This window comes from Leptospira yasudae (genome assembly GCF_003545925.1).
Taxonomy (GTDB): Bacteria; Spirochaetota; Leptospiria; order Leptospirales; family Leptospiraceae; genus Leptospira; species Leptospira yasudae.
The window spans coordinates 272,351-296,702 of record NZ_QHCU01000004.1; the positions used below are offsets into that span (position 1 = coordinate 272,351).

25 protein-coding genes are annotated in these 24,352 nt (G+C 48.1%); 20 read left to right on the forward strand and 5 right to left on the reverse strand.

Features of this window, described 5'->3' with window-relative positions:
* The first annotated feature begins 61 nt into the window (after positions 1–61).
* From asd to DLM76_RS12960, 20 genes are all read left to right on the forward strand, one after another.
* Positions 62–2,293, forward strand: a complete 2,232-nt coding sequence (gene asd / locus DLM76_RS12860; RefSeq protein ID WP_118955907.1) for an archaetidylserine decarboxylase — start codon at positions 62–64, stop codon at positions 2,291–2,293.
* Positions 2,294–2,397: 104 nt separating this feature from the next.
* Positions 2,398–2,727: a DUF971 domain-containing protein gene (locus DLM76_RS12865; RefSeq protein ID WP_118955906.1), complete on the forward strand. Its 330-nt coding sequence runs from the start codon at positions 2,398–2,400 to the stop codon at positions 2,725–2,727.
* Between the two features lie 143 nt (positions 2,728–2,870).
* Complete coding sequence (gene fliN, locus DLM76_RS12870; protein WP_118965444.1) at positions 2,871–3,935, forward strand: flagellar motor switch protein FliN; 1,065 nt, start codon at positions 2,871–2,873, stop codon at positions 3,933–3,935.
* Positions 3,932–4,750 (forward strand): flagellar biosynthetic protein FliO, encoded by an 819-nt coding sequence (gene fliO, locus DLM76_RS12875; protein WP_118955904.1) that lies wholly within the window; start codon positions 3,932–3,934, stop codon positions 4,748–4,750. The genes fliN and fliO overlap by 4 nt, the downstream gene beginning before the upstream one ends.
* A 42-nt stretch (positions 4,751–4,792) precedes the next feature.
* Positions 4,793–5,590: a flagellar type III secretion system pore protein FliP gene (gene fliP, locus DLM76_RS12880; RefSeq protein WP_174714583.1), complete on the forward strand. Its 798-nt coding sequence runs from the start codon at positions 4,793–4,795 to the stop codon at positions 5,588–5,590.
* On the forward strand, positions 5,587–5,850 hold the full coding sequence (gene fliQ, locus DLM76_RS12885; protein WP_010574483.1) for a flagellar biosynthesis protein FliQ: 264 nt from the start codon (positions 5,587–5,589) through the stop codon (positions 5,848–5,850). Before fliP ends, fliQ begins: the two co-directional genes overlap by 4 nt.
* Positions 5,851–5,856: 6 nt before the next feature.
* The gene (gene fliR, locus DLM76_RS12890) at positions 5,857–6,636 is read left to right on the forward strand and encodes a flagellar biosynthetic protein FliR (RefSeq protein WP_118955903.1); all 780 of its coding nucleotides are present in this window, start codon (positions 5,857–5,859) and stop codon (positions 6,634–6,636) included.
* 5 nt (positions 6,637–6,641) lie between these two features.
* Complete coding sequence (locus DLM76_RS12895) at positions 6,642–7,940, forward strand: EscU/YscU/HrcU family type III secretion system export apparatus switch protein (protein ID WP_241548254.1); 1,299 nt, start codon at positions 6,642–6,644, stop codon at positions 7,938–7,940.
* A gap of 9 nt (positions 7,941–7,949) precedes the next feature.
* Complete coding sequence (gene flhA / locus DLM76_RS12900) at positions 7,950–10,073, forward strand: flagellar biosynthesis protein FlhA (protein ID WP_118965445.1); 2,124 nt, start codon at positions 7,950–7,952, stop codon at positions 10,071–10,073.
* A 51-nt stretch (positions 10,074–10,124) separates the two neighbouring features.
* A complete protein-coding gene (gene flhF, locus DLM76_RS12905) occupies positions 10,125–11,429 on the forward strand; it encodes a flagellar biosynthesis GTPase FlhF (protein WP_118955901.1) in 1,305 nt (434 codons plus the stop codon).
* A gap of 26 nt (positions 11,430–11,455) precedes the next feature.
* On the forward strand, positions 11,456–12,367 hold the full coding sequence (locus DLM76_RS12910; protein ID WP_100763086.1) for a MinD/ParA family protein: 912 nt from the start codon (positions 11,456–11,458) through the stop codon (positions 12,365–12,367).
* Between the two features lie 3 nt (positions 12,368–12,370).
* On the forward strand, positions 12,371–12,847 hold the full coding sequence (locus tag DLM76_RS12915) for a hypothetical protein (RefSeq protein WP_118955900.1): 477 nt from the start codon (positions 12,371–12,373) through the stop codon (positions 12,845–12,847).
* A 157-nt stretch (positions 12,848–13,004) separates the two neighbouring features.
* Positions 13,005–13,805: an RNA polymerase sigma factor WhiG gene (gene whiG / locus DLM76_RS12925; protein ID WP_010574489.1), complete on the forward strand. Its 801-nt coding sequence runs from the start codon at positions 13,005–13,007 to the stop codon at positions 13,803–13,805.
* 21 nt (positions 13,806–13,826) lie between these two features.
* Positions 13,827–15,815, forward strand: a complete 1,989-nt coding sequence (locus DLM76_RS12930; protein ID WP_118965446.1) for a FapA family protein — start codon at positions 13,827–13,829, stop codon at positions 15,813–15,815.
* Between the two features lie 8 nt (positions 15,816–15,823).
* On the forward strand, positions 15,824–16,183 hold the full coding sequence (locus tag DLM76_RS12935; RefSeq protein ID WP_118955897.1) for a hypothetical protein: 360 nt from the start codon (positions 15,824–15,826) through the stop codon (positions 16,181–16,183).
* Between the two features lie 46 nt (positions 16,184–16,229).
* A complete protein-coding gene (locus tag DLM76_RS12940; RefSeq protein ID WP_118965447.1) occupies positions 16,230–17,354 on the forward strand; it encodes a hypothetical protein in 1,125 nt (374 codons plus the stop codon).
* Complete coding sequence (locus DLM76_RS12945; protein ID WP_118955895.1) at positions 17,354–17,635, forward strand: DUF370 domain-containing protein; 282 nt, start codon at positions 17,354–17,356, stop codon at positions 17,633–17,635. Before DLM76_RS12940 ends, DLM76_RS12945 begins: the two co-directional genes overlap by 1 nt.
* Positions 17,632–18,195: a guanylate kinase gene (locus DLM76_RS12950; protein WP_118955894.1), complete on the forward strand. Its 564-nt coding sequence runs from the start codon at positions 17,632–17,634 to the stop codon at positions 18,193–18,195. Before DLM76_RS12945 ends, DLM76_RS12950 begins: the two co-directional genes overlap by 4 nt.
* A gap of 292 nt (positions 18,196–18,487) precedes the next feature.
* On the forward strand, positions 18,488–19,081 hold the full coding sequence (locus DLM76_RS21575; protein ID WP_158586390.1) for a hypothetical protein: 594 nt from the start codon (positions 18,488–18,490) through the stop codon (positions 19,079–19,081).
* An 89-nt stretch (positions 19,082–19,170) separates the two neighbouring features.
* Positions 19,171–19,695 carry a GNAT family N-acetyltransferase gene (locus DLM76_RS12960; protein ID WP_118965449.1) on the forward strand — a complete coding sequence of 175 codons (525 nt, stop codon included), beginning with the start codon at positions 19,171–19,173 and terminating at the stop codon, positions 19,693–19,695.
* Positions 19,696–19,811: 116 nt separating this feature from the next.
* Here the strand turns inward: DLM76_RS12960 and DLM76_RS12965 are convergent, their stop codons facing one another.
* From DLM76_RS12965 to fliH, 5 genes are all read right to left on the reverse strand, one after another.
* Positions 19,812–20,204, reverse strand: coding sequence for a TOBE domain-containing protein (locus DLM76_RS12965; RefSeq protein WP_118955890.1), 393 nt, complete (start codon positions 20,202–20,204; stop codon positions 19,812–19,814).
* A 12-nt stretch (positions 20,205–20,216) separates the two neighbouring features.
* Positions 20,217–20,864: a periplasmic-type flagellar collar protein FlbB gene (locus tag DLM76_RS12970; protein ID WP_118955889.1), complete on the reverse strand. Its 648-nt coding sequence runs from the start codon at positions 20,862–20,864 to the stop codon at positions 20,217–20,219.
* A 158-nt stretch (positions 20,865–21,022) separates the two neighbouring features.
* A complete protein-coding gene (gene fliJ / locus DLM76_RS12975) occupies positions 21,023–21,595 on the reverse strand; it encodes a flagellar export protein FliJ (RefSeq protein ID WP_118965450.1) in 573 nt (190 codons plus the stop codon).
* 3 nt (positions 21,596–21,598) lie between these two features.
* The gene (gene fliI, locus DLM76_RS12980) at positions 21,599–22,963 is read right to left on the reverse strand and encodes a flagellar protein export ATPase FliI (RefSeq protein ID WP_118955887.1); all 1,365 of its coding nucleotides are present in this window, start codon (positions 22,961–22,963) and stop codon (positions 21,599–21,601) included.
* Between the two features lie 462 nt (positions 22,964–23,425).
* On the reverse strand, positions 23,426–24,349 hold the full coding sequence (gene fliH, locus DLM76_RS12990; protein WP_010574499.1) for a flagellar assembly protein FliH: 924 nt from the start codon (positions 24,347–24,349) through the stop codon (positions 23,426–23,428).
* Between the last annotated feature and the right edge of the window lie 3 nt (positions 24,350–24,352).

The window sequence follows — 24,352 nt, forward strand, 5'->3', positions numbered from 1 at the left end:
TACAGGATTTCTAGCAAGGACTTCTATAAAAAGCGGATTTTCTTTCGTATTGGGCGGAGACATGTTGCAATTTCAGTTTTTTCAGTTCTTTGATTGGGATTTACTCAAACCGTATTTCTACTTCCTGAGTTTTATCGGAATCTATCTGACACTCAGACTCCGGTTCCCCCAGATTCGGTTCCTCTTTCTCGCCGTAAAAATTTTTTCGGGCAACATGGACTACAAAGGTTCGCGGGGAAGGCTCGTTCACTCGCAGGCTTTCTTTTCCGGAACAGCGTCCTCACTCGTTCCGGGGGCGGTGATCGGTTCGGCCCTCGCTCTGATGATCGGCGGTCCGGGGGTTCTCTTCTGGATTTGGATTTCTTCCTTTTTTATCATGCCTCTCCGATTCGTTTCTTCGACTCTTGCGATCCGATTTAGAACCAAGACCGCTTCGGGAAGATATCTTTCCGGCCCGATGTATTTTATCGAAAGCGCTCTCAAAGCGAGATGGCTCGCGGTGAGTTTTGCGATCGCCGGACTTTTGACCGTTCTCGTTATGGGCGGCGCGGTTCCGATGTTGTATGTAACCCATATCGCCAATCGTGCGTTCGAAGTCAGCGGAATGACGGTTCCGTTTTTGTTGTCCGTGATTCTCGTATTTATCGTGTTAGGCGGCGTAAGAAGGGTGGGAAAAGTTTCCGCGTATCTCGCTCCGATCGCGATCCTTCTGTTTTTTTCCGGTTACTTCTTTCTATTTAAGAATTCCTTAATGAACTTCAAGGACTTTCTCTGGCTTTCGTTTCAGGATGCGTTTCAGCCGCTGACCGCGATCGCGGGAGGAAGTTTCGTTCTCGCAAGAACCTTCAGTACCGCTTCCGGAATCTTCTTCGTTTCCACCGAAACGGGAATCGGGAAAAGCGCAGGGTTGTCCGGGGTTGTAAGAACGGATTATCCCGCGAAACAAGGACTCGTGAGCATGCTTGCGACTTTCTTCGAAGGATTCGTGGTATCGACTCTCGTGATCTACGCTCTTTCTTCTTACGGAGCGTTTAAGATGGAAGAGCAGCTTCTTTTTGTGAACGCTCTTTTTCAAGGACATACGAATCCGATCAACATGGCGTTCTTCGGCTCGTTTCTGCTTTTGGGAGTCGTATCGATCACGGGTTGGTTTTATACCGGAGAACAAAACGCGCTCTATGTGTTCGGAGAAAAATTCGCGAACTTCTTTCGAATGCTCTTTCTCGTGACGATTCTTTTGGCCGCCTATTTGTATGTGAAGAACGGGGAACAGATCGTGTTCGAAGCGTTCGGTTTGGGATATTCCTTGTCGATCATCACCGCCGTTCCGGTTTTGATTTCTCTCGTTTTGCTTGAGAAGATCGCAAGGACCGAGTTGAAACGTTTTTTAACGGAAAGCGGCGCGCGCTATGAAGTGTTGAAGGACTTTTATCTTCTCGTTCTTTCTCTTGTACCTAAGAATCTTCTTTCCCGTTTGTTCGGATTATTGGCTTCTTCCCGTCTTCCGCGTTTTGTGATGATTCCCGTTCTGAAGGCGTTTGCAAGGGCGTATAAGATCAATCTGGACGAAGCGGAACTTGAAATTCAGGAATACAATTCCCTCAACGCATTCTTTACGAGAGCCTTGAAAGCCGAAGCGAGAATCATCGATTCCGCGGATAATGAAATGGTTTCTCCCGTCGACGCGAGAGTTACCGGATACGGGGATATCAATCAGAGAATCATCATCCAAGCCAAGGGAGTGGATTACAATCTCAAGGAACTTCTGGGCGGGGGATTGTCGAAATACATCGACGACTTTACGAACGGAAAATACATCACGTTCTATCTTTCTCCGCAGGATTATCATAGAATCCATTCACCCGCGTACGGAAAAATCTTAGGGTATTACTACGAGCCCGGAAAATTATTTCCGGTGAACGAACTTGCGGTTTTCGGGATTCGAGGGCTCTTTCCGAAAAACGAACGATTGATTACGTATCTGCAAACCGAATACGGGAAAGTCGCCGTCATCAAAGTCGGAGCGTCGAACGTAGGAAGAATCCGCGTGACCTACGACAATAAGATCGTGACAAACACGCTCATTCGGACCGCGAGAAACGTCGAATATAAGGACGTTTCGATCATGATCGACAAGGGTGCGGAACTCGGACGGTTTGAGATGGGATCGACCGTGATTCTTTTGATGGAAAAAGATACGTTCCAATTCGAGACGCTTTCCGTGAACGAAAAGATCACGTATGGAACTCCGATCGGGAAGTTTTTGGCGAAGAAGTGCAAACTTCCGAAGTGATTCTTTATTGAAATCGGGGAACGTGTGGGAACTCCTGCAAATTCGGGAAATGTAGGAACTCACACGGAATCGCGAGATCTTGGAAATGTAGGAACTCAACCAAAATGACTCAACTCAGCTTAAAAGCAACCACTCCCGATCAGATCGATTTCGACGACAATCATCTGAAGATCACCTGGAAGGACGGAGTTACGTCCACCTTCGAGCTTTTGGATCTCCGCAAACGTTGTCCGTGCGTCGTCTGCAAGGGCGGACACGGAGGAAAAGTGGGAACTACCACCGGCGGAATTCAATCGATCAAACTCTATTCGATCAACAAGGTCGGAAGATATGCGATCAATCCGGTATGGAGCGACAATCATCAAACCGGAATTTATTCCTTCGACGGTTTAAGAATGCTCGCGGACGGATTGGGGGGCGACCTCACTCTTTGAGCCCGACGACGAAGGGCGTTTTTCGAAAAAAAGGTTGTTTTAACCCGAAAAACGGGTGGAATCAAGTTGGGACGAAAAAAATGAGGTGACAAAAACTCTTTTCTTATGTCCCATTAACTAAAATTCCCGGGAGAGTTCCCAAAATGGGCGAAGGTTCCCTTTCACAGGAAGAAATTGACGCATTATTAGCCGGTGCAAGCGATACGTTTGATCCGGGGGCGGTAGCTTCTGCGGCCGCACAAAAAGAAGTTCCGGGAATGTCTCCCGTGGACAGGGACATCCTGTCCGATCTTCTTGCTTCCTGTTTTCAAGTCGCCGGGAACACGTTAGGCGCCGTTCTCTCCCGTTCCTCCGCATTCTTAAATCCGAATGTGGAAACAAGATCGCGTAAGGACGTCGAGTCCGAATTAAAATCAGGTTCTTTTCTTTTATATTCCACGTTATCCGGAAGCGTAAACGGAAGAGTGGTTCTTGCGATGTCCGCCGAAAACGCGGTCAAGATCGCCAATTCTATGATGGGCGGTTTTGATTCGGGAGAATTGGACGAAGCACAGATGCAGACTCTCCGCGATTCTCTGACTCCGGTGATGGGTGCGTTGATTTCCCAGATCAGTACAAAAACCGGAGGAGGCGTCAACGGATCTCCTTCTGAAACGAGAAACGTAACTTCTCCTGCAGCTTTGGTGCTGCCGGACGGGGAAAGTATCGTTCGAGTCTTTTTCAATTTAACGATCGAAAGTATTCCTTCCTTTCGAGTTCAGTTTCTTCTCTCCCTTTCCACTGCGTCCGATCTTTTGAACCTATATCGTCGTTCCGGAAGCGGCGGCGGAGATATGGGTGGAATGGGAATGGGCGGCATGGGTGGAATGGGAATGTCCGCCGGTTCCATGTCCGTCAAGTCGGTCGCGTTTCCAAATTTGGGAACCGCAAGCGGTGCTTCGAGTACGCCGAACTTGAACCTTCTTATGGACGTTCAGATGAGCGTCACCGTGGAACTCGGTCGAACCAAGATGTATATCAAGGACATTCTGGGTTTGGGAGAAGGTTCGATCATCGAGTTGGATAAACTCGCGGGCGAGCCTGTGGATCTGTTGGTCAACGGAAAGCTGATCGCCAAGGGCGAGGTCGTGGTCATCGACGAAAACTTCGGGGTGCGCGTAACGGATATCGTAAGTCCTACCGATCGGATCAAGCCGGAGGGCAAGTGAAATTCTTAGAATCCTTCCCGGCAAACGGAAGGAAGGCCGCGTTCCTACTTTCCGTTTTTCTTATATTCAGCTTTTCTTTTGTTTCTTTGCAGGCCCAGTCCGAGCGCGAGCTTATGGACGAGGCTCTCAAAAAAGAATTAGGACAATCCGGACAATCCGCTTCTTCCAAAGACGAAAAGAAGAATGGCGAGTCTTCCGGAACCGAAAAAAAATCCGACGCTTCGGCGAATTCTTCCTCTGAGAAGACGAATACAGGCGGAACCTCGACGGAACCGAATCCGGTGGAAGAACGGTATCGTCCGAGCGACGACGGGCCGGGAATCGCGGGAACTTTGTTTCGGGTCGTTTTCATTCTGGGACTTCTCTGTGCAGCGCTTTACTATATTCTAAAATACGTATCTAAAAATCGGGAAGGACGTTTGCCGGTCCGCGGCGAGATGAACGTTCTTTCGAGTTTGATGCTCGGACCGAACAAGCAGCTTCAGATCGTGGAAGTTTCCGGAAGACTTTTGGTTCTCGGTGTGGCGGATAACGGAATCAATCTGATCACGGAGATCGAAGATCCGGAAGTGAAGCATCGAATTCTTCAGAAGAAAGAAAGCTTTCAACCGCCCGAAGGCGGATTTTTGGTCACGGTCCTGGAACAGATCAAGGACTTAAACTCTCGGATTTCCGGAACCCAGGAGGGTCCGCCGGAGACGAGCGAAAAGGGCGGGGCGGCTCGGGAAGAGAAACGAAGGCAAGCCCGCAAAAAACTGGACGAACTCAAAGAAAAAACAAGCTCGCTCGAAAGCGGGCTTTTCGATTTGAGATGACGCGGACAAAAATCGGATTTGAGGAATTTTTTTCAGGTGAGAATGAGACATAAAAAACTTATAAAGAACATAACATGGATCCTGCTGTTGGTCACGGGTTTGTCCTTGGGTTCTTCTTTTTTCACCTTGGAGGCGCAGTCCGCGGGAACTCGGATTCCGATCCCGAACTTGAACATCAACGTGAACGAGGCGAAGAGTCCGAGAGAGACGAGTTTGTCTCTGATGGTTTTGTTTCTCGTCACGATTCTTTCCTTAGCTCCGGCGATCGTGATGTCTTTGACTTCGTTTACGAAGATCGTGATCGTTCTCGACTTTGTAAGAAGGGCGTTGTCGATTCAGAACCTCCCGCCGAACCAAGTGATGATGGGCCTCGCGTTGTTTATGACGTTCTTTATCATGGCTCCGACCTTGAACACGGTGAACGAACGCGCGTTGACTCCGTATCTCGAAGGTAAGATCGATACGAACGCGTTCTTTGAAAAGGGAATGGTCCCGATCCGTGAATTTATGATGCGTCAGATCGGAACGTCCGGCGCCAAGGACGTCGCCTTATTCTTAAAAATCGGAAAGGTGGAGAAGGTGGAATCCTTCGACGACGTTCCGTCCTACGTTCTGATTCCGGCCTTTATGTTAAGCGAAATCAAAAAGGCGTTTTGGATCGGGATCATCATCTTTATTCCGTTTATCGTGATCGACCTCGTGGTCGCTTCCGCTCTTCTTTCTATGGGTCTTATGATGCTTCCTCCCGTTATGGTGAGTCTTCCGTTCAAGTTGATTCTGTTCGTTCTCGTGGACGGATGGAACCTGATCGTCTACGAATTGGTAAGGAGTTATAAATGACGGAACTCGACGCCATGACCCTGATTCGGGATGCTCTTTACATTACGCTGAAGATTTCTTCTCCGATTCTTTTGACCGCGCTTGTGGTGGGATTGATCATCGGGATTCTGCAGACTACGACTTCGATTCAGGAGCCTACGATCGCGTTCGTTCCGAAGCTCGTGGCGATCTTTATCGTGATCGTGATTTTTTCGTCCTGGATGATCCAGACGATGACGGATTATACGCGCAACTTATTCCTAATGATCGAGAAGTTTTAGAAAAGTATGGAATACTTCATCAATCATTTTCAGGTGTTTCTGCTGATCCTTTCGAGGCTGATGGGATTGTTATCCGTCGCGCCCGTGTTTTCTTATCCTTCGATCAGCGTTCCTCAGAAGATGATTTTCTCCTTCTTGGTTTCCGTGATTCTGTTTCCGGTCACGGCGGGATTTCTTCCTCCGGTTCCGGGTGACATGGGAACCTACGGTCTCGTCGTGATGGCCGAAGCCTTGATCGGAATGCTTCTCGGTTTTTTGATCAGCTTGATCTTTGCGGCCTTTCAGATGGCCGGAGAATTTTTTAACGTTCAGCTCGGTTTCGGTTATGCGGAGATTTTGGATCCGGTGACTCAAACCAGTTTGCCCGTGATCAGCACTCTCAAGAATCTTTTGGGGATGTTGCTCTTTTTAACGTTAGGCGCGTATCGAATCATGTTCGAGAGTCTTGCGTATTCCTTTGAAAAGATTCAAGTGCTGCGTTTCACTCCGGAAATCCAAAACGGAATTTATAAGGCGATGGAAGACGCGGTCGGCGCGATGTTTCTGGTCGCGTTCAAATTGTCTTTGCCGGTTCTCGGAATCATTTTACTCGTTACAGTTTCCGAGGCGCTCATGGGAAAGGCCGCGCCGCAACTCAATATTCTCCAGCTTTCGTTTCCGATCAAAGTGACGATCGGTTTGATCGTGATGATCTTTATCACGCCGTATTTGGTTTCGCAGATGGGTGCGGCGTTCGATCTTACTTTCGACAAGGTCAATCTGATGTTGCAGGAGTGGCCGAAGTGAAAGAGATGCGTTGGTGGAAAAAGGAACGTCGTAGTTCCGACATCTTCCGTGATAGAACCATTTCCCCACCCTGGTTGGGCGGTGGTGGCGGGTTGGTGGGAAGAATCGGAAGATTTTTCTCTATCACGAAATCTTTTGGAAGTCAATTCCGATTTCCCCATCCGCAATTTGTAGGAGCTCCCACAAATCCATGTTTGGCGACTCCGAACGCGGCGGATTTTCGGATCGATCTCCAGCTATTCGCCGCGGAAGACGAAGGCCGAACCGAACCCGGGTCCGAACGAAGAAGAAGAGAAGAACGGGAAAAAGGGAACGTTCCCAAATCTCCCGAGCTTCCGGCCGCGGTCGTCCTTCTCGCGGGAGTGATTCTCGTGTATCTCATGGGAGAATATTTTTTCATGAGAACGTTTTACATTCTTCGCAAATACATTCACGGCGTCGGACTCAGAACCGATATCAGTCCCGAGTCCGTAACGGAACTTTTAAAAAACGCCTCCACGGATTTGTTCACTCTTCTTTGGCCTTTGTTCGGTATCACGTTCGTCGGCGCGGTGATCGGAAACGTGGCGCAGGTCGGATTTATTTTTACACCGCGCGCGCTCAGTTTCAACTTCAGCAGAGTTCAGCCGAACTTTAAAAAGGTTCTGCCCACGCGTCAGACTCTTTTCAATTTAGGAAAGTCCCTCGCAAAAGTCGGACTCATCGCTTGGGTTTCATACATCATCATCAGCAAGGATTTTTTTCCCATACTACTTTCGGGAGAAATGGGACTCGAACAAGCGGTGGCCCTCGTCATGAGCAGTTCGTTCAAGATCTTTCTTGTGGTCGGGATCATTCTTCTTGCGATCAGCATCGTGGACTTCTTGTATCAAAGATACGAATATGAAGAATCCTTAAAGATGACTCCTTCCGAAGCGAAGAGAGAAGCCAAGGAATCCGACGGGGACCGGTCCCTTCAAGCCAGAAGGAGACAACTCGCGCGGGACATGATGAACAAACGCAAAATGCTCGCGAAGGTTCCCGAAGCCGACGTAGTCATCACGAACCCGACTCACTTTGCGGTCGCGCTCGAATACAAACCCGGGATTCACAAGGCGCCGATCGTGATCGCGAAAGGGGTGGACGACTTCGCTCTTCTGATCATTCGGATCGCGCGGGAAAACGGCGTTCCCACGGTGGAAGATCGTCTTCAAGCAAGAGGACTTTACGAAGAAGTGGAACTCGGCGCGGAGGTTCCACAACAATTTTATCGCGCGATTGCGACCATTCTCTCTCGTTTGGAATCCTTCCGGAGAGCGGTGTAAGAGGAAACTATGGAAAAGAAGTGGTGGAATCAATCCGACGTGATCTTGGGAATCGGGGCCGTGGCGATCGTAGCCATGCTCGTGATTCCCCTTCCCGGATTCATATTAGATATTTTGATTATAGTCAGTTTGGCGATCGGTCTCTTGGTTCTTTTGACGTCCCTTTCGGTGAACGAACCGGCCGACTTTTCGATCTTTCCGAGCCTTTTGCTGATTACGACCTTGTATCGACTCGCGCTCAACGTATCGACGACCCGGCAGATTCTTTCCAAAGGTCCGGCGATGAACAGTCACGTCATCGACGCGTTCGGTTCGTTTATCATCGGAAGCGAATCCGGTCTTTCGAAATACGTGGTGGGATTCATCATCTTCATCATTCTCGTTTTGGTGCAGATTCTCGTGATCACCAAAGGTGCGACGCGGATTTCCGAGGTCGCAGCCCGGTTCACGTTGGACGCATTGCCCGGAAAGCAGATGGCGATCGACATGGAGCTTTCTTCCGGAAACATCAACGAGGAAGAAGCCAAAAAAAGAAGGAAGAAGATCGAAGCGGAAGTGGACTTCTACGGTTCCATGGATGGAGCGAGTAAATTCGTCCAAGGGGACGTACGAGCGGGGCTTATCATCACCGCCATAAACCTGTTAGGCGGAGTTATCATCGGAGCTTCGATCCGCGGAGAATCCTTCACCCAAGCGATCGAAACCTACGGTAAGTTCACGATCGGGGACGGTCTTGTATCGCAGATTCCCGCGCTCTTAACGACGGTTGCAACCGGTATCATCGTAACCCGTTCCGGTTCGGAATCCGATCTTGCTACGCAGTTCAAAAGCCAGCTCTTCAGCAATTCTAAGGTTCTCTACGTGGTCGCGGGAAGTTTGGGATTTGCCGCGTTCATTCCGGGACTTCCGTTTATTCCTCTCGTTCTTCTTTCTGCGGGAATCGCCTATCTCGGATATTCTCTCGAGCAGACGGTCAAAGAACAACTCGAGTCGATCGAGAAAAAGGAAAAAGAATCCGGTCAGGATCGCAAACCGAAAGACTTCTACGAAGAACTCAGAACCGATCCGATCGAAATCGAAGTCGGTTATCATCTCATTCCATTGGTCGACGCTTCGCAGGGAGGCGCGCTCTTGGATCAGATCAGCAACCTGCGTAAGAAGTTCGCGCAAGACAACGGGGTGGTGATTCCTCCGGTAAGAATCTTGGACAATCTGGATCTGAATCCGGACACGTATTCGATCAAGATCAATGGAACCGAAGTGGGAACTTCGACTGTAAAGCCGGACAAACTCATGGCGCTCAACACAAGTCCGGGGACCGCGGAGTCGATTCAAGGAGAGGATTTCCTAGAACCTTCTTTCGGTCAAAAAGCGAAGTGGATTTCTTCCGAAGACAAGTCCGAAGCGGAAGCGAAGGGTTATACCGTCGTCGACGCTTCCACGGTCGTTGTCACTCACTTGAAGGAACTTCTCGCAACGCACGCATCCACCTTGCTCGGAAGGGAAGAAGTCAAAAAACTTCTGGATCACTACAAGGCAAGTTATCCGACTCTCATCGGAGAACTCGACGCGGACAAGCCGGGCAACTTGGGGATCATTCAGCAGGTATTGCAGAATTTGTTACGCGAAGGTTTGGGAATCCGCAACCTCGTTCCGATTTTGGAATCGATCGCGAACAATTTGCCTAAGTATCAAAATCCTTACATTCTCACCGAGCTTGTAAGACAATCGATTTCGAGAACCGTGGTTCGGGATTATCTCTCGATGGACGGTAAACTGCGAGTCATCACGCTCGAAAGTAGAATTCTCGACCGACTCAATAAATCGATCACTCAGGATCGGATCGAGAACAGGGACGTGTTGTCCTTGGCTCCCGATTTTTACAGAAGGCTGATCGACAGCGTCGCGGAACTCTACCGCAATTTTAGAACGGAAGGAAAGTTCCCGATCTTCGTCGTAAACCGAGAAGTTCGTTTGCCTTTCTCGTATCTTTTGGCAAAAGAATTTCCTCCTCGAAACTTCGGCGTTCTCGCCTACGAGGAAATTCATTCTTCCGTGGATTCGGTGATCGAGGCCGAGCTCAAACTTCCTCAGACACAGACCGCGACGGCGGGAGTCGGGGAAGAAGTATGAACTATTTAGAATATTCGATCTTGCTTATAAACCAGGATCAGGGAGTTGAAAATGGAATTCGCTAAAATTCGCGGTAAAAGCTACCAAGACTGTTTGATGGAAATGAAAATGAAATACGGATCGGAGGCGACCGTGATTTCTCAAACCGTGGTCACCGAAGGCGGTGTGATGGGAACCGGTCTTCTTGCAAAGAAGATGATCGAGATTCAGATCGGAATTCCCGAAAAACAGGCTTCCCGCGAAAAGATAGAACGCAAACTTCAGGATCTTAAGGATCTTCTGAAGCAGAAGTCCTACAACGCTCCCGCGGAACGAAAGAAAACTCTTCAGACCTTAAAGCCTCTTTCCAGAACCCTGGAGGAAAAGGAAGCCGCGACCGCGGTCGCGGAGGATTCCTGGGAAATCGAAGACATCACGACCGAACCCGAAAGAGTCGGCTTGTCGTTTGAGAAAGAACTTTTTGACAAAACTTCTCCCGCTCGCAGAGAAACTTCCCCCGTTCGAGGTAGAAAGGATTCTCCCTTAACCCGTCTGGGTGAGAAGTGGGTTCGGGAAGGAATGAGCCAAGGTTATGTGGACGAACTTCTTTCCAAGATCGAAGAGCGGCTTTCGCCCATCGATCAAGGACGCAACCATGCGGTTTCAGAACGAGCGGTCGAGATCTTGAAGGAGCGCGTCAGCGTGGACCCGGACTTGTTCCGCGGAACCGGAAAGAATCAGAGAAAGGTCGTCTTTCTCGTAGGTCCTACCGGGTCCGGGAAAACGACGAGCGTGGCTAAACTCGCGGCGAAATACTTCCTGCACATGGGAAGATCCGTGTCGCTTTATACGACAGACAACTATCGAATCGCGGCGATCGAACAGCTCAAACGTTACGCAGACACAATGGGAATGCCGTTTTACCCGGTTAAGGACATAAAAAAATTCAAGGAAACTCTGGCTCGAGACGGGTCGGAACTGATCTTGATCGACACCGCGGGGTACAGTCATCGCAATATGGAGCAGTTGGAAAGAATGAATTCTTACCTTTCCTGTTTCGGTGAAAAAGACTCGGTGGAAAATCTTCTTGTCCTTTCCGCGACTTCTTCCTACCATCATACAAGTGCGGTATTGAAAGCCTATGAGTCTCTAAACTACCGAAGAATTCTCCTTACGAAATTGGACGAGGCAGATTTTTTAGGTGGTTTTCTCGAACTGGCCGATACATACTCTAAGAGTTTCACATACTACAGCGTGGGGCAAGAGGTTCCGTTCGACATTCTTCCTGCGGAAAAGAACCTGATGGCGGAATGTGTGGTGACTCCGGAGAAAATTGCAGAGCTGAGAGGAGAAGTTTTCACCGTTGCCGGTGGCTGATTCCGAAGCTTTTGAAGAGGTAAAGAATGGACCAGGCGACTCATTTACGGAAACTCACCGAGGGGAACACGAGTCTTAAAGTTCTGTCATCCAGAAAGCCCACGACAAAGATCATAGCGATCGCGTCCGGGAAGGGAGGAGTTGGAAAGAGTACCATCTCCGTCAACCTCGCTATCTCTATGGCCCGCGCGGGTCAAAAAGTCCTCGTGTTCGACGGGGACTTGGGACTCGCGAACGTCAACGTCATCCTAGGAATCATTCCCAAATACAATCTGTATCACGTAGTCAAAGGCCATAAAAGCCTCAAGGACATCATCATCCAAACCCCGGAAGGCGTGGACATCATCGCGGGAGCTTCGGGTTATTCTCAACTCGCGAACCTGAACGACACGCAGAGAAATTCCCTGATCAAGGGTTTTTCCGAATTAGACAATTATGATATTATGATCATCGATACCGGAGCCGGAATCAGTTCCAACGTCATCGGCCTGACCCTTCCCGCGGACGACGTCATCGTGATTACCACTCCCGAGCCGACAGCGATCACGGATTCGTACGGACTCATCAAGGCAATCGTTTCCCAAAGCCGCGATAAGAATCTCAAGATGGTAGTGAACCGTGTTCGCAGCGCGATCGAAGGAAAGAAGGTCGCGGATCGAGTGATCGACATCAGCGGACAATTCCTCGAAGTGAAGGTGGAAAACCTCGGATTTATCTTTCAGGACGAGGAAGTCGAGAAGAGCATTCGAGAACAAAAGCCTTACATCATCAATTCTCCGAAAAGCAAGGCAGCCGCTTGTCTGAACCGAATTACGTATTCTCTTTTAAATCAGGAAATGGAGCCGTTGGAAGACGCCGGCATCAGCGGATTCTTCAAAAAGTTTTTCAACTTTATGGACGTCCGCGACAAAGAGCTGGATAAAAGCGACGAAGAATAAGTCTTGAACCTTCAGATTGTTTTTATCGGTGTTTTCGCTCTGATCGCAATGATCGTGAGCCCAGTGTGCGGATTTCTTACCGGAAATTCCTTCGGACATGTCATTCTCGTCTCGGTTCTTTCCGTCGTCGCGTTCGCCGTTCTCGGATTCGGAGTACACGCGATCTTGGAAATGAAAGTTCCCGAATTTCTCGACTTCCTTTCCAACATAGGCGGAGAATTCGTTCCGGCTTCTTCCGATGCGGACGGAGCAGGCGGGGGCGGACACGACTACACAAGTCACGCAAGCGACTCGGATTTCTCATCGGGAGACAGCGCCTCCAACACGGAAGTCTTCGCTTCCGCGACTCCGAAACGTCAGAAAAGCGGAAACTTCGGGGATCACATCATGGTCGAAAATATAGCGATCAAAAACGAACCGAAACTCATGGCCGAAGCGATTCGAACGATGTTGGCTCGCGACGACATGGGAGAAAAGTAAGAGACTTCCCTTTAATTTCCTTCGCATCGGGCTTAGAATGTGAATGAGACAAAAAACTGCTTGATTTCCCTGTTTTTGCCCTAAAAAATGCTATTGCAATTTTCTGAGAAGCTCGACACTTTAGAATGAAGGTCAAGGTTTTTCCAGATCCGAGCTTATGTCCAAAAAATATGAGAAATATAACCAGCAGGATGAGACGGAACTATGGAAATCCTATCGGGATACCAAAGACCAAGACATCCGATCCTATCTTGTGGAGAAATATTCTCCGTTAGTCAAACACGTCGCGGGTAGAATCGCGATCGGAATGCCGCAAAACGTCGAGTTTGACGATCTCGTATCCTACGGAGTGTTCGGACTTTTGGATGCGATCGAAAAATTCGATCCCGAACGTTTGATCAAATTCAAAACCTATGCAATGACGAGAATTCGGGGAAGTATCTTCGACGAACTTCGCTCGATCGACTGGATTCCGAGATCGATCCGTCAAAAAGCAAAACAACTCGAACAAATCATCGGTATGCTGGAAAATAAAGAAGGCCAGCAAGTCGACGACGACGCGATCGCGAAAGAATTGGGAATTTCTATGGAAGAGTACAATTCCCTTCTTACCAAGATCAGCGGAACTTCCCTCGTATCGTTAAACGACATCTGGTTTCTCGGCGACGAGAACGACGAAGTTTCCTTTATGGAAACCCTCGAATCTCCGATGAACATGAACCCGGACACGATCATCGAAAAAGAGGAAATCAAAAACGTGATCGTGGAAGCGATCAAAACCCTCCCCGAAAAGGAAAAGAAAGTAATCGTATTATATTATTATGAAGATCTAACTTTAAAGGAAATCGGAGAAGTGTTGGAAGTGACCGAATCCAGAATTTCGCAGCTTCACACAAGAGCGGTTTCCAGACTGAGAAGCAAACTCGGTAAAGTAAAGTCCGTCATTTCTCGAAAGTAATCTTTTCAACGGGGCTAATGTATGGGTTCCCTTTTACCATTCTTAGAAGATCAAGGCAGGGAACTGGATCGAATCCAGAAAGAGCAGGTCGAAGTGTACGGAGATACGCTCGAAAACTCTCTTCGTCTCGCTGCTAAACATCTTAAAAAACAGATCCACGAACTCGACTACGTCGTTTTAAAACGAGGCAAGAAGAAACTGTTCGGTCACGAACCGTGGCATATCCGAGTTTCCATTCTTCCCGAAGACAACTTTCTCGACGAACTCACCGAACTCGATCAGAAACTCACCGGAGGTTCCGGCAAACTCGTATCCAAGGACCTCAAGGATTTCATTCAACCAAAGGATAGAAACGGAAGAAGTCTCGTTCAGATTCTCCGCAACGGTGTGTATCTCACCGTATTCCCTCCGTTAGGCGAAGGTCGTCCCGTGGAAATCGACGAGGTTTCCAAAAAACTCGTTCTCAAAGGAGTCACGGGAGAAGACGACAAACTCGTCCGCAAAATCGTCAAAGACGCAAAGGGCGAACCGATTCTGATCTCCGATCAAAAACCGAGACCGGGTATGGAGGCTAAACTCATACTCGACATCACGTCCGATAAGATGAAGGCGAAAGTCACCATTCTTCCTCCGAGACCGGGCGGAAGGGATTTGGACGTAAAGGACATCGTCAATCATCTCAAGAACGCGGGCGTCAAATACGGATTCAAAGAGGAAGACATCCAAAGAAGACTCGAAGAGGAATTCTACAACCAGCCCTTTCTCGCTGCGGAAGGGGATTATCCGATCAACGGGAAAAACGCGCAGATCATCTATCACGTCCGCACTTCCAAAAACGTTTCGTTCCGAGAGGACGAATCGGGAAGAGTGGACTTCAAGGATTTGGATCTCATCGAAAACGTAGTCGTCGGTCAGCTGCTCGCCGAAAAAATTCCCGCCGAAAAAGGAAAATACGGTCGCACTTTATTCAACGAACTTCTTCCCGCAAAAGACGGAACCGATACGGATCTCAAACAAGGAAAGGGAACCATTCTTTCCGAAGACAGAAGCAAACTCACAGCCGAAGTCAACGGTCAAGTCGTCTTCGCAACGGGAAGACTTTCTGTCGAAACCGTTTATCGGGTCAACGGAGACGTGGGAATCAAAACGGGGAACGTGACCTTTCTCGGTTCGATCGTGATTACGGGTAACGTGGAAGACAATTACTCCGTAAAGGCCGCGGGCAATATCGAAATCTACGGAACCGTTCAAAAGGCGAGGGTCGAAGCCGACGGAGACATCATCATTCGTCAGGGAATTTCGGGAAGAGAAGAAGCGCATATCGAATCCACCGGAGGAAACGTGATCGCCAAGTTCATTCAGAGCGCGACAGTGATCACCGAAAAAGACGTTCTGGTTCAAGAGGGAATTCTCCATTCGTTCGTGAGCGCGGGCGGGAAGATTTTGTGCAACGGAAAACGCGGTCAGATCGTGGGCGGAACCGTACGCGCCTCCGAACTCATCGGCGCTCGAAGCATCGGTTCTCCCGCGAACCCGGCAACCGAACTCGTCGTGGGGATCGATCCGAAAGTTCTCAAGCAGATCGCGGACTACGAAGCGAAGATGCACGAGAGTCAGTCGAAACACGAACAGGTTTTTAAAAGTCTCAAGACGCTTCAGGCAAGAAAAGAATCCGATCCGGCTTCCTTTACGGAAGAACACGAGAATCAGCTCGGCAAGATGCAGAAGGCGGTTGAAAAACTGGATTCTCGGATCAAGGAATTCGAAACCGAAATCAACAATCTCAAAAATTATATGGAAGAGAAGTCTTCTCACGGGAAGATCAGCATCGAAAAGGTTCTCTACGGCGGCGTGACGATGAAGATCCGAAACTCGGATTACAAGACTCGGAACGAAATCAAGAACAAGACCTTCGTGGAAGAGAACGGAATGATCCGCCAGGTGCCTTACGAAGACCCCGATCCGGACAATAAAAAAGACTGGAGAAAAAAACGAAACCGTGGTAATTAAACCATAGGATGAGGCTGAGCGACACATTCTTGGGTTACGGTCAAGCTCCGGATATAATCCGGAAGCAACAGGTGGAAAATCCGTTCACCATGCCTCATATGATCTCCGAAACCGCTCGGGTGGTCAAAGAATACAACGATACCAGAAAATACGCGGTCGAGTTGTATACGGACGTTTTCTCTCTTTCTCCGGAATCCAGGGAAAGATTGGCTTCGGCCAGAAATCAAAAAATCGACGAGATCAAGGACCGGTTAAAAACATACAAGCCGGCTTCCGGAGATCGGACCGAACTGGTGACGTATTCCGCCGGCGGTCAAAAGGCGTCTAACGCACCCGCCAATCGGGGCAGAATCGAATTCTTCGCTTAATCTTTTCCAAAGGGATGTTGTTGGAGACAATACCGGGGGAAAAGGTATGGAGTTATTTGCAGTTTTAGCGATCAACGCGGTCATTTCCGTGGTTTTATATTATACGATTACTTCGAAAGTAACGGAAAGAATTCGTACGCACATGCTCAAACAGATCAACGAAGAAATCCGGGATTTTGTGGACGAACTGGAAACGGAGTCGCTCCGCCAAGTCGATCTGATCGGATCGAGAATTCTTACCTTTAAGGAAATGACGGCCAAGGTGGAAGAACTCGTCAAACGAATCGAACAAGCTACGACTCCCGATATCCTAAACCGGATTCAGATTTCCCCCGAACCGATTCAACGTTCCGGTCAAGATCCGTTTTCTACGATCGCTTCGAAGGACGAAGAAAAGCCCGTATTCAAAACTACGAATGCCGCAAAGATCGCGGGTTCGGTTCAACAAGGAATCGGACATATCTACAAGGAGAATTTGGATCTGGTCCGCGAAGAACACGAGACATCGCTTTCTGCGGATGCTTCTTCCTTTGCTTCGGCGACCGCGCAAAATCGGGCGGCTTCTCCCGTTCGCAATCAAACGTTACAAAATTCTTATATTCAAAAACCGAAAAACAAAGCGGAAGAACCGAAAAAAGGAGTTTCGTCTCAACCCCGCGAAACCAAGGAAGTTCCCGGAGCGAGCGGTTCCACTTCCAACCTCGTTTTGGAAACGATCGGGAAAGGGGTTCGCCGCTTTTTCGGAATTCAGGAAATCAAAACGATTCGTGCGGAAGAAGAACGTTCCGAGAACGATTTTTTTCCGGGAACCCGCAACTCCACTTTGGATATTTCCCTGGACGAGGACCCGTTCGCTCCGACGGCCGATACGGAAAGCACGTTAAGCGCAACACCTTCTTTCAAGGACAATCTCAAGTCCAAGGAAGCGGATTTCGGAAGAATTCTCCAGGATAACGTGAACGGTTACAAGCCGCCTAAGCCGGATTCCACCCGTATTTCCGCCGAAGGGGCGCTACTCGAAATCGGAGAAGATTCCACGAAAATCGAGAAAGTTGTTTTCCTTTTAAAAAGAAAATATACTCATGAAGAAATTTCGGAAGTTCTGGATCTCGCACTCGGCGAGGTGGATATCATTGAAAGATTCAGGTTGGATAGAAATAGGAGGTTCTGATGTCCCAGTTTAGCGTATTGAACGTAGGATTCGGGAATATCGTTCTGGTTTCTAAGATCGTCAGCATCATTCATTCGGATTCGGCGTCAGCCAAACGGATCCGCAACGAGGCCAAGACGAATAACAGCCTGATCGACGCCACTCAGGGAAAGAAAACCCGTTCGATCATCGTGACCGACAGCAACCATCTCATTCTTTCCAATTTGAGAGTGGAGTCCCTCACAAAACGAATCGAATCCAGCGACAACTCGATCGCTTCCGAAGAGGAAGACTTAGACTGAATTCTCCCAAACTTTTCGTTCTCTCTTCCGTCGCCGGAGGAGGGAAGTCCACTCTCATTCAAAAACTCAGAGAAAGACATCCGGAAATCCTTTTCTCGATTTCCTGCACGACCCGCGCGCCCCGTCCCGGAGACAAAGAGGGCGTAACGTATTTCTTTTTAACGAAGGAAGAATTTGAAAAGGGAATTGCGGAGTCCGCTTTTTTGGAATGGGCTCTCGTTCACGATCAATACTACGGAACCCCTTTGAAGTTTATCGAAGAGGCGTTCGCTAACGGTTCGTCCGTGATTATGGATATCGACGTGCAGGGCGCAAAGATCATTCAGGAAAAACTTCCCGGTAAGATCGTTACGATTTTTATTTTACCTCCGAGCGAAGAGGAATGGGAAAGAAGATTGCGCGGCCGTGGAACCGATTCCGAAGAAAGCATTGCGAAGCGGATGAAAAACGGAAAACTCGAATTGGAACGTCAGAACGAATTCGATTATAAAATCGTGAACGACGATTTGGAAAAGGCGTTGGGGGAATTGGAAAGCATTATTCTATCGAATTCGAAGTAGGAGTTCCCACAAATTAGGACAGGAATTTTTTGTTGATCCGTGGGGATTTTTCTGTTATTGGAAAATTTGCCGGGATTTCCCGCGGACCCGCCACCACCACCCAACGAGGGTGGGGGCGCGCTTTGTAGAACGGAAAAATCGTCGGAACTACGACAAATCGTTCCGAAGTCATGTTTCAACGCAAGAAAACCAGGTAGAGGAGTAAGAATCGATTTCTGTTTTTCAAAACCTTTTTGCGCAACCGCAAACAAAGGATCGTAGACTTGATGAGCGTATAACGTTCGATTTTTGAATGTTTCCACTATCGATTAAAATTATAACCGTAATCTTTACCGGAATCGTAGGCAATATAATAGCCGCAATTTTGCTACGATATTGGATTCGGAAATTATTCGTTTCCGATTCCACGAACGATTTCGATTCGAAAAAGAATGTTTTCGTATTTCCGGAAAGCTTTGTCGTAACCGGAGCTCTGTTAACGATTCTTTTTGCTCTGCTCTCCGTAGCCTTTCATGTTTCGGCTTATTCCGAGAACGAAAACTTTCATTACGTATCGATAATTTTCGCAGGATTCAGTCTGCTGGGAATTTACATGATTTTTTATTCAAAATTTTATACGCTATGTGTGGATTCGATCGGTTTGACGGAGAAGGTTTTTACTTCGAAAGTAAAGAAGATCGCGTGGAACGATATTCAATTCGTAACATTCAACCGTTTTTCAGGCAGCTTCGTATTCATAGGATATCCCTATCCGGAAATAAAAGTAAGTTATGGAATTAAGAATTTTAACGTCTTTTATTCCATTTTTACGGAAAAGCTGAGGCCTGATATGGTTGCGAAAGCGCTCGAAGATTTCAGGAAATACCGCAAAAATCTTTCTATTTAAATGTTATTCAATTTGATTGTAGCGGTTTTTACGTTGAAATCTCAATCTTCCAAAATCATTCAACGGCATTCTTAAAAATAAAGATACAAATGAATCTAACGTTAATTCCCGTTCATAAAATCCATAAAGTAAAACTTTTGGAAGGCAAAGACCGACTCGCCGACTATTTAGGTTTGAACATTCCCGAATCCTGGCCGACATTCCCGGAGGCATTTCAAGTTTCCGATCGAGATTTGAAAACGGATGAATCGGAAAAACCGAATCTATGGGGCGGTTATTTTTTTATTAACCCGACCATCAAAAGTTTGGTTGGAAACGGCGGTTACACGGGGGCTCCGGATTCCGCAAACTCCGTGGAAATCGGTTATGAAATTGCCGTCGAATTTTGGAATCAAGGATATGCGACTCTTGCGGCCAACGAGCTGATCGAATTCGCATTCAAACAACCGAATGTGCTTCAAGTCAAGGCGACTACCTTGGCGGAAGAGAACGCATCGAACTCAGTTTTGAAAAAATGTGGAATGAAATTCTTATCCGAAGAACCGAACGAAGAACTCGGAAAAGTCTGGGTCTTCGGAATCTCTAAGAACGATTTCGAAAATCGGAAACGTTAAATACGAAAGAATGAACGCGGCGGAATCTTTCCGAAACTCGAACTTTCGCTCCTAAGGTTCGTTCGGTTCAACCGCATTCTATAAAAAATTCTATCCTATTCGATCGAATTTCTACCTTATCTGCAATCCGGGGCGTCCACCAAAATGAACGGCATCGTTGTAGGAGTTCCGTTCACCTTCAGTTCGCGGTCTTTGAGATAAAATCCGCAAACGGAAACGCTGCTTCCCACTTGAACGTTGGAAATGAGGTTGGAAGCGTCCGAGTCCAGTGCGACCGGTTTTCCGGAAAAATAAACCACAAAGCGGATCGAGTTTCCCTTGTATAAAATTTCCGAAACGGTTCCCGAGATATGAATCGTTTTTCCGAAAGCCGCGGACGGATTGGAAACGAGTTCGTAACCGCTCACTTTCGGAGGTGCGGAATTCGTTTTCTTTTTTGCGGAAATCGGAAACGCCGCAATCGCAACTACAAAGAATATTATAAAAATTGAATTTAATTTCTGGTTCATGGGTTCTCCGAATTAAGGGTTGGCTTCTACCGCGTCGTCGGGAATATCGGGAGTTTTGATTCCGCCCGATCTGCTCAGCCATTTGTTCGTAATCATGGCTCTTCGATCCGCGGGGAAGAGGGTCAAAAGATAGGTCGTGATCGTCTGTCTTCCGTCTTCCTCTGCGTCCTTGTCCATCTGAATAAAAACGTCTATGATATCTCCGTCCGGCCAGTTTACGAGCATTCCTACCGCGGATTCGGGCGGCATGTTTCCGACCTTATCGGCGAGAACCTTCACGAGTTTTTGACGGCTGTTCTTTTCCGCGTCCGAGGACTTCATCTCCTTCTCTTTTGCGATGAGACCTTTGCGCATTTCCTCGAGTTTTTCCATTTCCGCTTCGAGGCGGCCTTTTTCGTTCATCAACTCGGCTTTTCTTTTTTCCAACTCGTCGAGTTCTTCCGCAAAACGTTCCTGCGCTTTTGCGAATTCGAGTTTTTGAAGTTCGGAAGGAGATTCGTTGTCCTGATTTACGAGCGCGGGTTCCTTGCGGAGAAACGGAAAAATTTCCGAAGCGTTGATGATCTGAAAGTAATCAAATACGAAAAAACCGATTCCCAATAAGAAAAAGATGAGAAGGACGAGATAGGTAGCTCTTGCTTTGTCGCTTAACGATGCCATTTTAAACCTTTAGATCGATCCGGTTGGTTTGGATTTTGTTCTCCAAACGTTCGGCCTTTTCTTGAAAATCGGTAATTTTCTTCTGAAGGCTGAGTATGGAATCCGTCGGTTGCGGAGAATTTCCGCCCGCCACGTTTAGAATTTTCTGAAACAGAGACTCACTTTTTGAATCGGTCGTAGATCTTTTTGAGTTCGGAAGCTCCCGAGTCGTCGTTTGCGGGTTCAGAGCTTGATCCCGTATCGTATGTAAAGACTCTCGGAGCCGGTTCAGATTCAGAGGATTCATTCATTTGTCTCCATTGGATGGATTTTAGCTGATTGTAATGTTCTTCAAGTTCGAACTTTTCTTTTTTGAAGTATGATTTCTTGTAAGCTTTGTATTGATTCTCTTTGAGAATCTCGAGGATCTTTCGGTCCTTCTGAGCGGAGATCAGTTCCGCGCGTTTTGAGTCCAGTTCCGGTCTTCGGTTTTCGATATCGGATTCCAGGTTCTCGTTTTGTGTGATCAGGGAACGAATATAACCCTGATGCAGTTGATAGTCGCGCAAGGACGCCCCGCTGAGAGAATAGGATTCTCCCGTGAGGAGTTCGATCTGTTTCTCGTTCTCCTGAATGGAATTCCGGATCTGATTGATCTCGCCCGCGATCAGGGAGAATGCCTTGAGTTTCTCGTCTTCCTTCTTCTTGCGGAGATTCAAAACGGGCTCTAAATTAAAGCGAAATCGTTTCAAGGATTAGAATTCCTCTTCTTCCTGTTCGTCGTCGAGGACGTCTTTCAAACCTTTTAAAGCCTGAGCGTAGTTGCTTCTTTCCTGAATTTTCTGTTTCAGATAACGATCGATCTTGTCCTTCTTGCGAATTGCAAGATCCACGCGCGGGTCCGAACCGGAAACGTATGCGTTCAAGCGGATCAATTCTTCGGCGGAGTTGTAAACGCTGATGAGTTCGCGGATCATTCCCGCTCTCAGGTTTTGATCTTCCGGTGCGATTCTTACCATGACCCGGGAAAGCGAAGCGGGAACGTCGATCGCGGGATAATGATTTCGTTCCGCGAGTTTTCGGCTGAGAATGATATGGCCGTCTATATAACCTCGAACCGCATCGGCGACCGGATCTTCCATCTCGTCGGCTTCGGTAAGAACTGTGTAAAACCCCGTGATCGTTCCGCCCGACTTGGAAGTTCCGGAACGTTCCACGAGTTTTGCGAGTTTAGAAAACACGGAAGAACTGAAACCTCTCGTGATCGGAGGTTCGTGATTGGATGCGGAGATTTCCCGATTGGCCTGCGCGAATCTAGTCAAGGAATCCATCATGAGGTTCACGTGTTTTCCTTGGTCGCGGAAATATTCGGCGATGGAAGTTGCGAGCAGGGCGCAGTTGACCTGTTCCATTTTGGGAGAATCGGATGTCGCCGCGAGGACGATGGATTTTTGAAGACCTTCTTTACCGAGATCGAGTTCGATGAATTCGTTCACTTCTCGTCCGCGTTCTCCGACGAGAGCGATCACGTTTACGTCCGCGTCGGTATAACGCGCGATCATTCCGAGCAAACTGGATTTACCGACGCCGGAACCGGAAAAGATACCGACGCGTTGTCCTCTTCCAATGGTAAGAATTCCGTCTATGGCTCGGACCCCCGTCATCAGAATGTCGCGGATGATCGGTCGATCGAGCGGGTTGGGAACGTCGTTGTCGGGAGGACGTTCTTCCTTTGTGATGATATGACCTTTTTTGTCGATCGGTCTTCCGACGCCGTTTAGGACACGACCGAGAAGTTCTTTTCCGACGGGGATTGCGAGTTTACGGCCTGATGAAAATACGAACGCTTCGGGATAAATTCCTTCCACGGGTCCGAGAGGCATCAGGGTATAAACGTGGCCTTCAAAGCCTACGATTTCGCATTGGAGGTAGCCTTCTTTGCCGCTCTTCTGGACGTCCATGAGTTCCCCGATTTTGGAATCGGGCGGACCTTCGGAATAGATGACGTTTCCGGAAACGCGGATGACCTTCCCCGATTTACGGATCGTTTCGGTGCGATCCATGATCAGGAAGTATTTGGACATTACGTCCACTTTCTCGTGAAACTTCTTTTCAATCATAGGCCGTAAGAATATCTCTTGGTATCCAGAATTTCCCGGAAAGTCAAGTATCTATGGGAAAATAAAAGAATTATGTCGCTTACGAAGAAGGGGCTGTGTGAGTTCCCACAGGAATTCTGTCCTAACCGTGCCGGTTTGTGGGAACTCATACGCCGACTGTGTTTACGATCGGATTTGTGGGAACTCTTACAAAATTCTTCCGAAGAAATTTCCTGTGAATCGGTGCATCCGTGAATGTGGGAACTCATACAATGCAAGGGGAAGAACGTAGAACGTCCTCCCGCACGAATTCCGAAGAACGGATTTGTAGGATCTCCCACAAAAAGAAAAGATCTCCCGGTTTTCCCGGGAGATCGATAAGAAGGGAGAAGAATGTCTTGGCTCGAAAGCGAATTCCGAACCGAGAAAAAAGACAAAGGCTTCCGACCGACAACGGCGTCGGATGCCGAAACAGGTTCGAGTTTAGATCGGCTCCGCATTCCGGATCGCTTCCTCGATTTCCTTGAGCTGTGTGGAAATTCTCGCATCGATCGCACCCACGTCTGTTTCGATGATGACGCCGCCCCGATCCACGCGCGAATCTTCGTAGATATTGACCTTGCGGAGAGATTCCATAAGTTTGATAAGTTCGTCTTTGTGTGCGGTCGTGAGTTCCAGATCCGCGAAGTTGACTCGGATGTCCACACGGTCGCGGTCCTTGATTCTCTTTAAGGCTTCTCTAATATTGTTCAGAACGATTTCCTTTCTTTCGATGATCTCGTCCTTGATGACCTTGCGCGCGATGATGAGAATCATCTCCACCATCTGTTTTTCGGAAGCTTGGATGATTTCTTCGCGGATATCGATAGCCTTACCTACGATGGTTCCCAAACGGTCGATGAGTCGTCTTACCTCTCCCTGACCTTTTTTGAAACCGACTTCGCGGCCCGCATCGTATCCTTTTAAGTAAGCCTCGTGTTCGATCTCGGCGACCTTCATCTCGGCTTCCTTGATCATTCTTTCGACTTCCATCTTGGCGCGGTCGAGGATCTGTTCGGCCTTCGCCTTACCGGTGTCTTCTTCGAGTTTAACTTTTTCCTTCGAGTCTTGGATCATTTGGAAGGCGCGTTTGCGTCCTTCTTCTTCGATCTCTTCCGCCTTTCTTCTTGCGTCCTCGAGAAGTTTACGAACCTGTTCCTCGTTCTCTTCGCGGTAACGGCTCAGCTCCGCCTCGATCTCTTCGATCGAAGGGCCCTGGTATTGTTCGATGATATTTCCTTCTTGGTCTACTTCGAACTCTTCGGCGTCTTCATCCCTGTGGAATTTTTTGTATTTATCGGGAATCGCTAATTCGACCTGATCTTTGATGTCTGCGATTTGTATGGGTTTAAAGACGAGTTTAGCCATGAG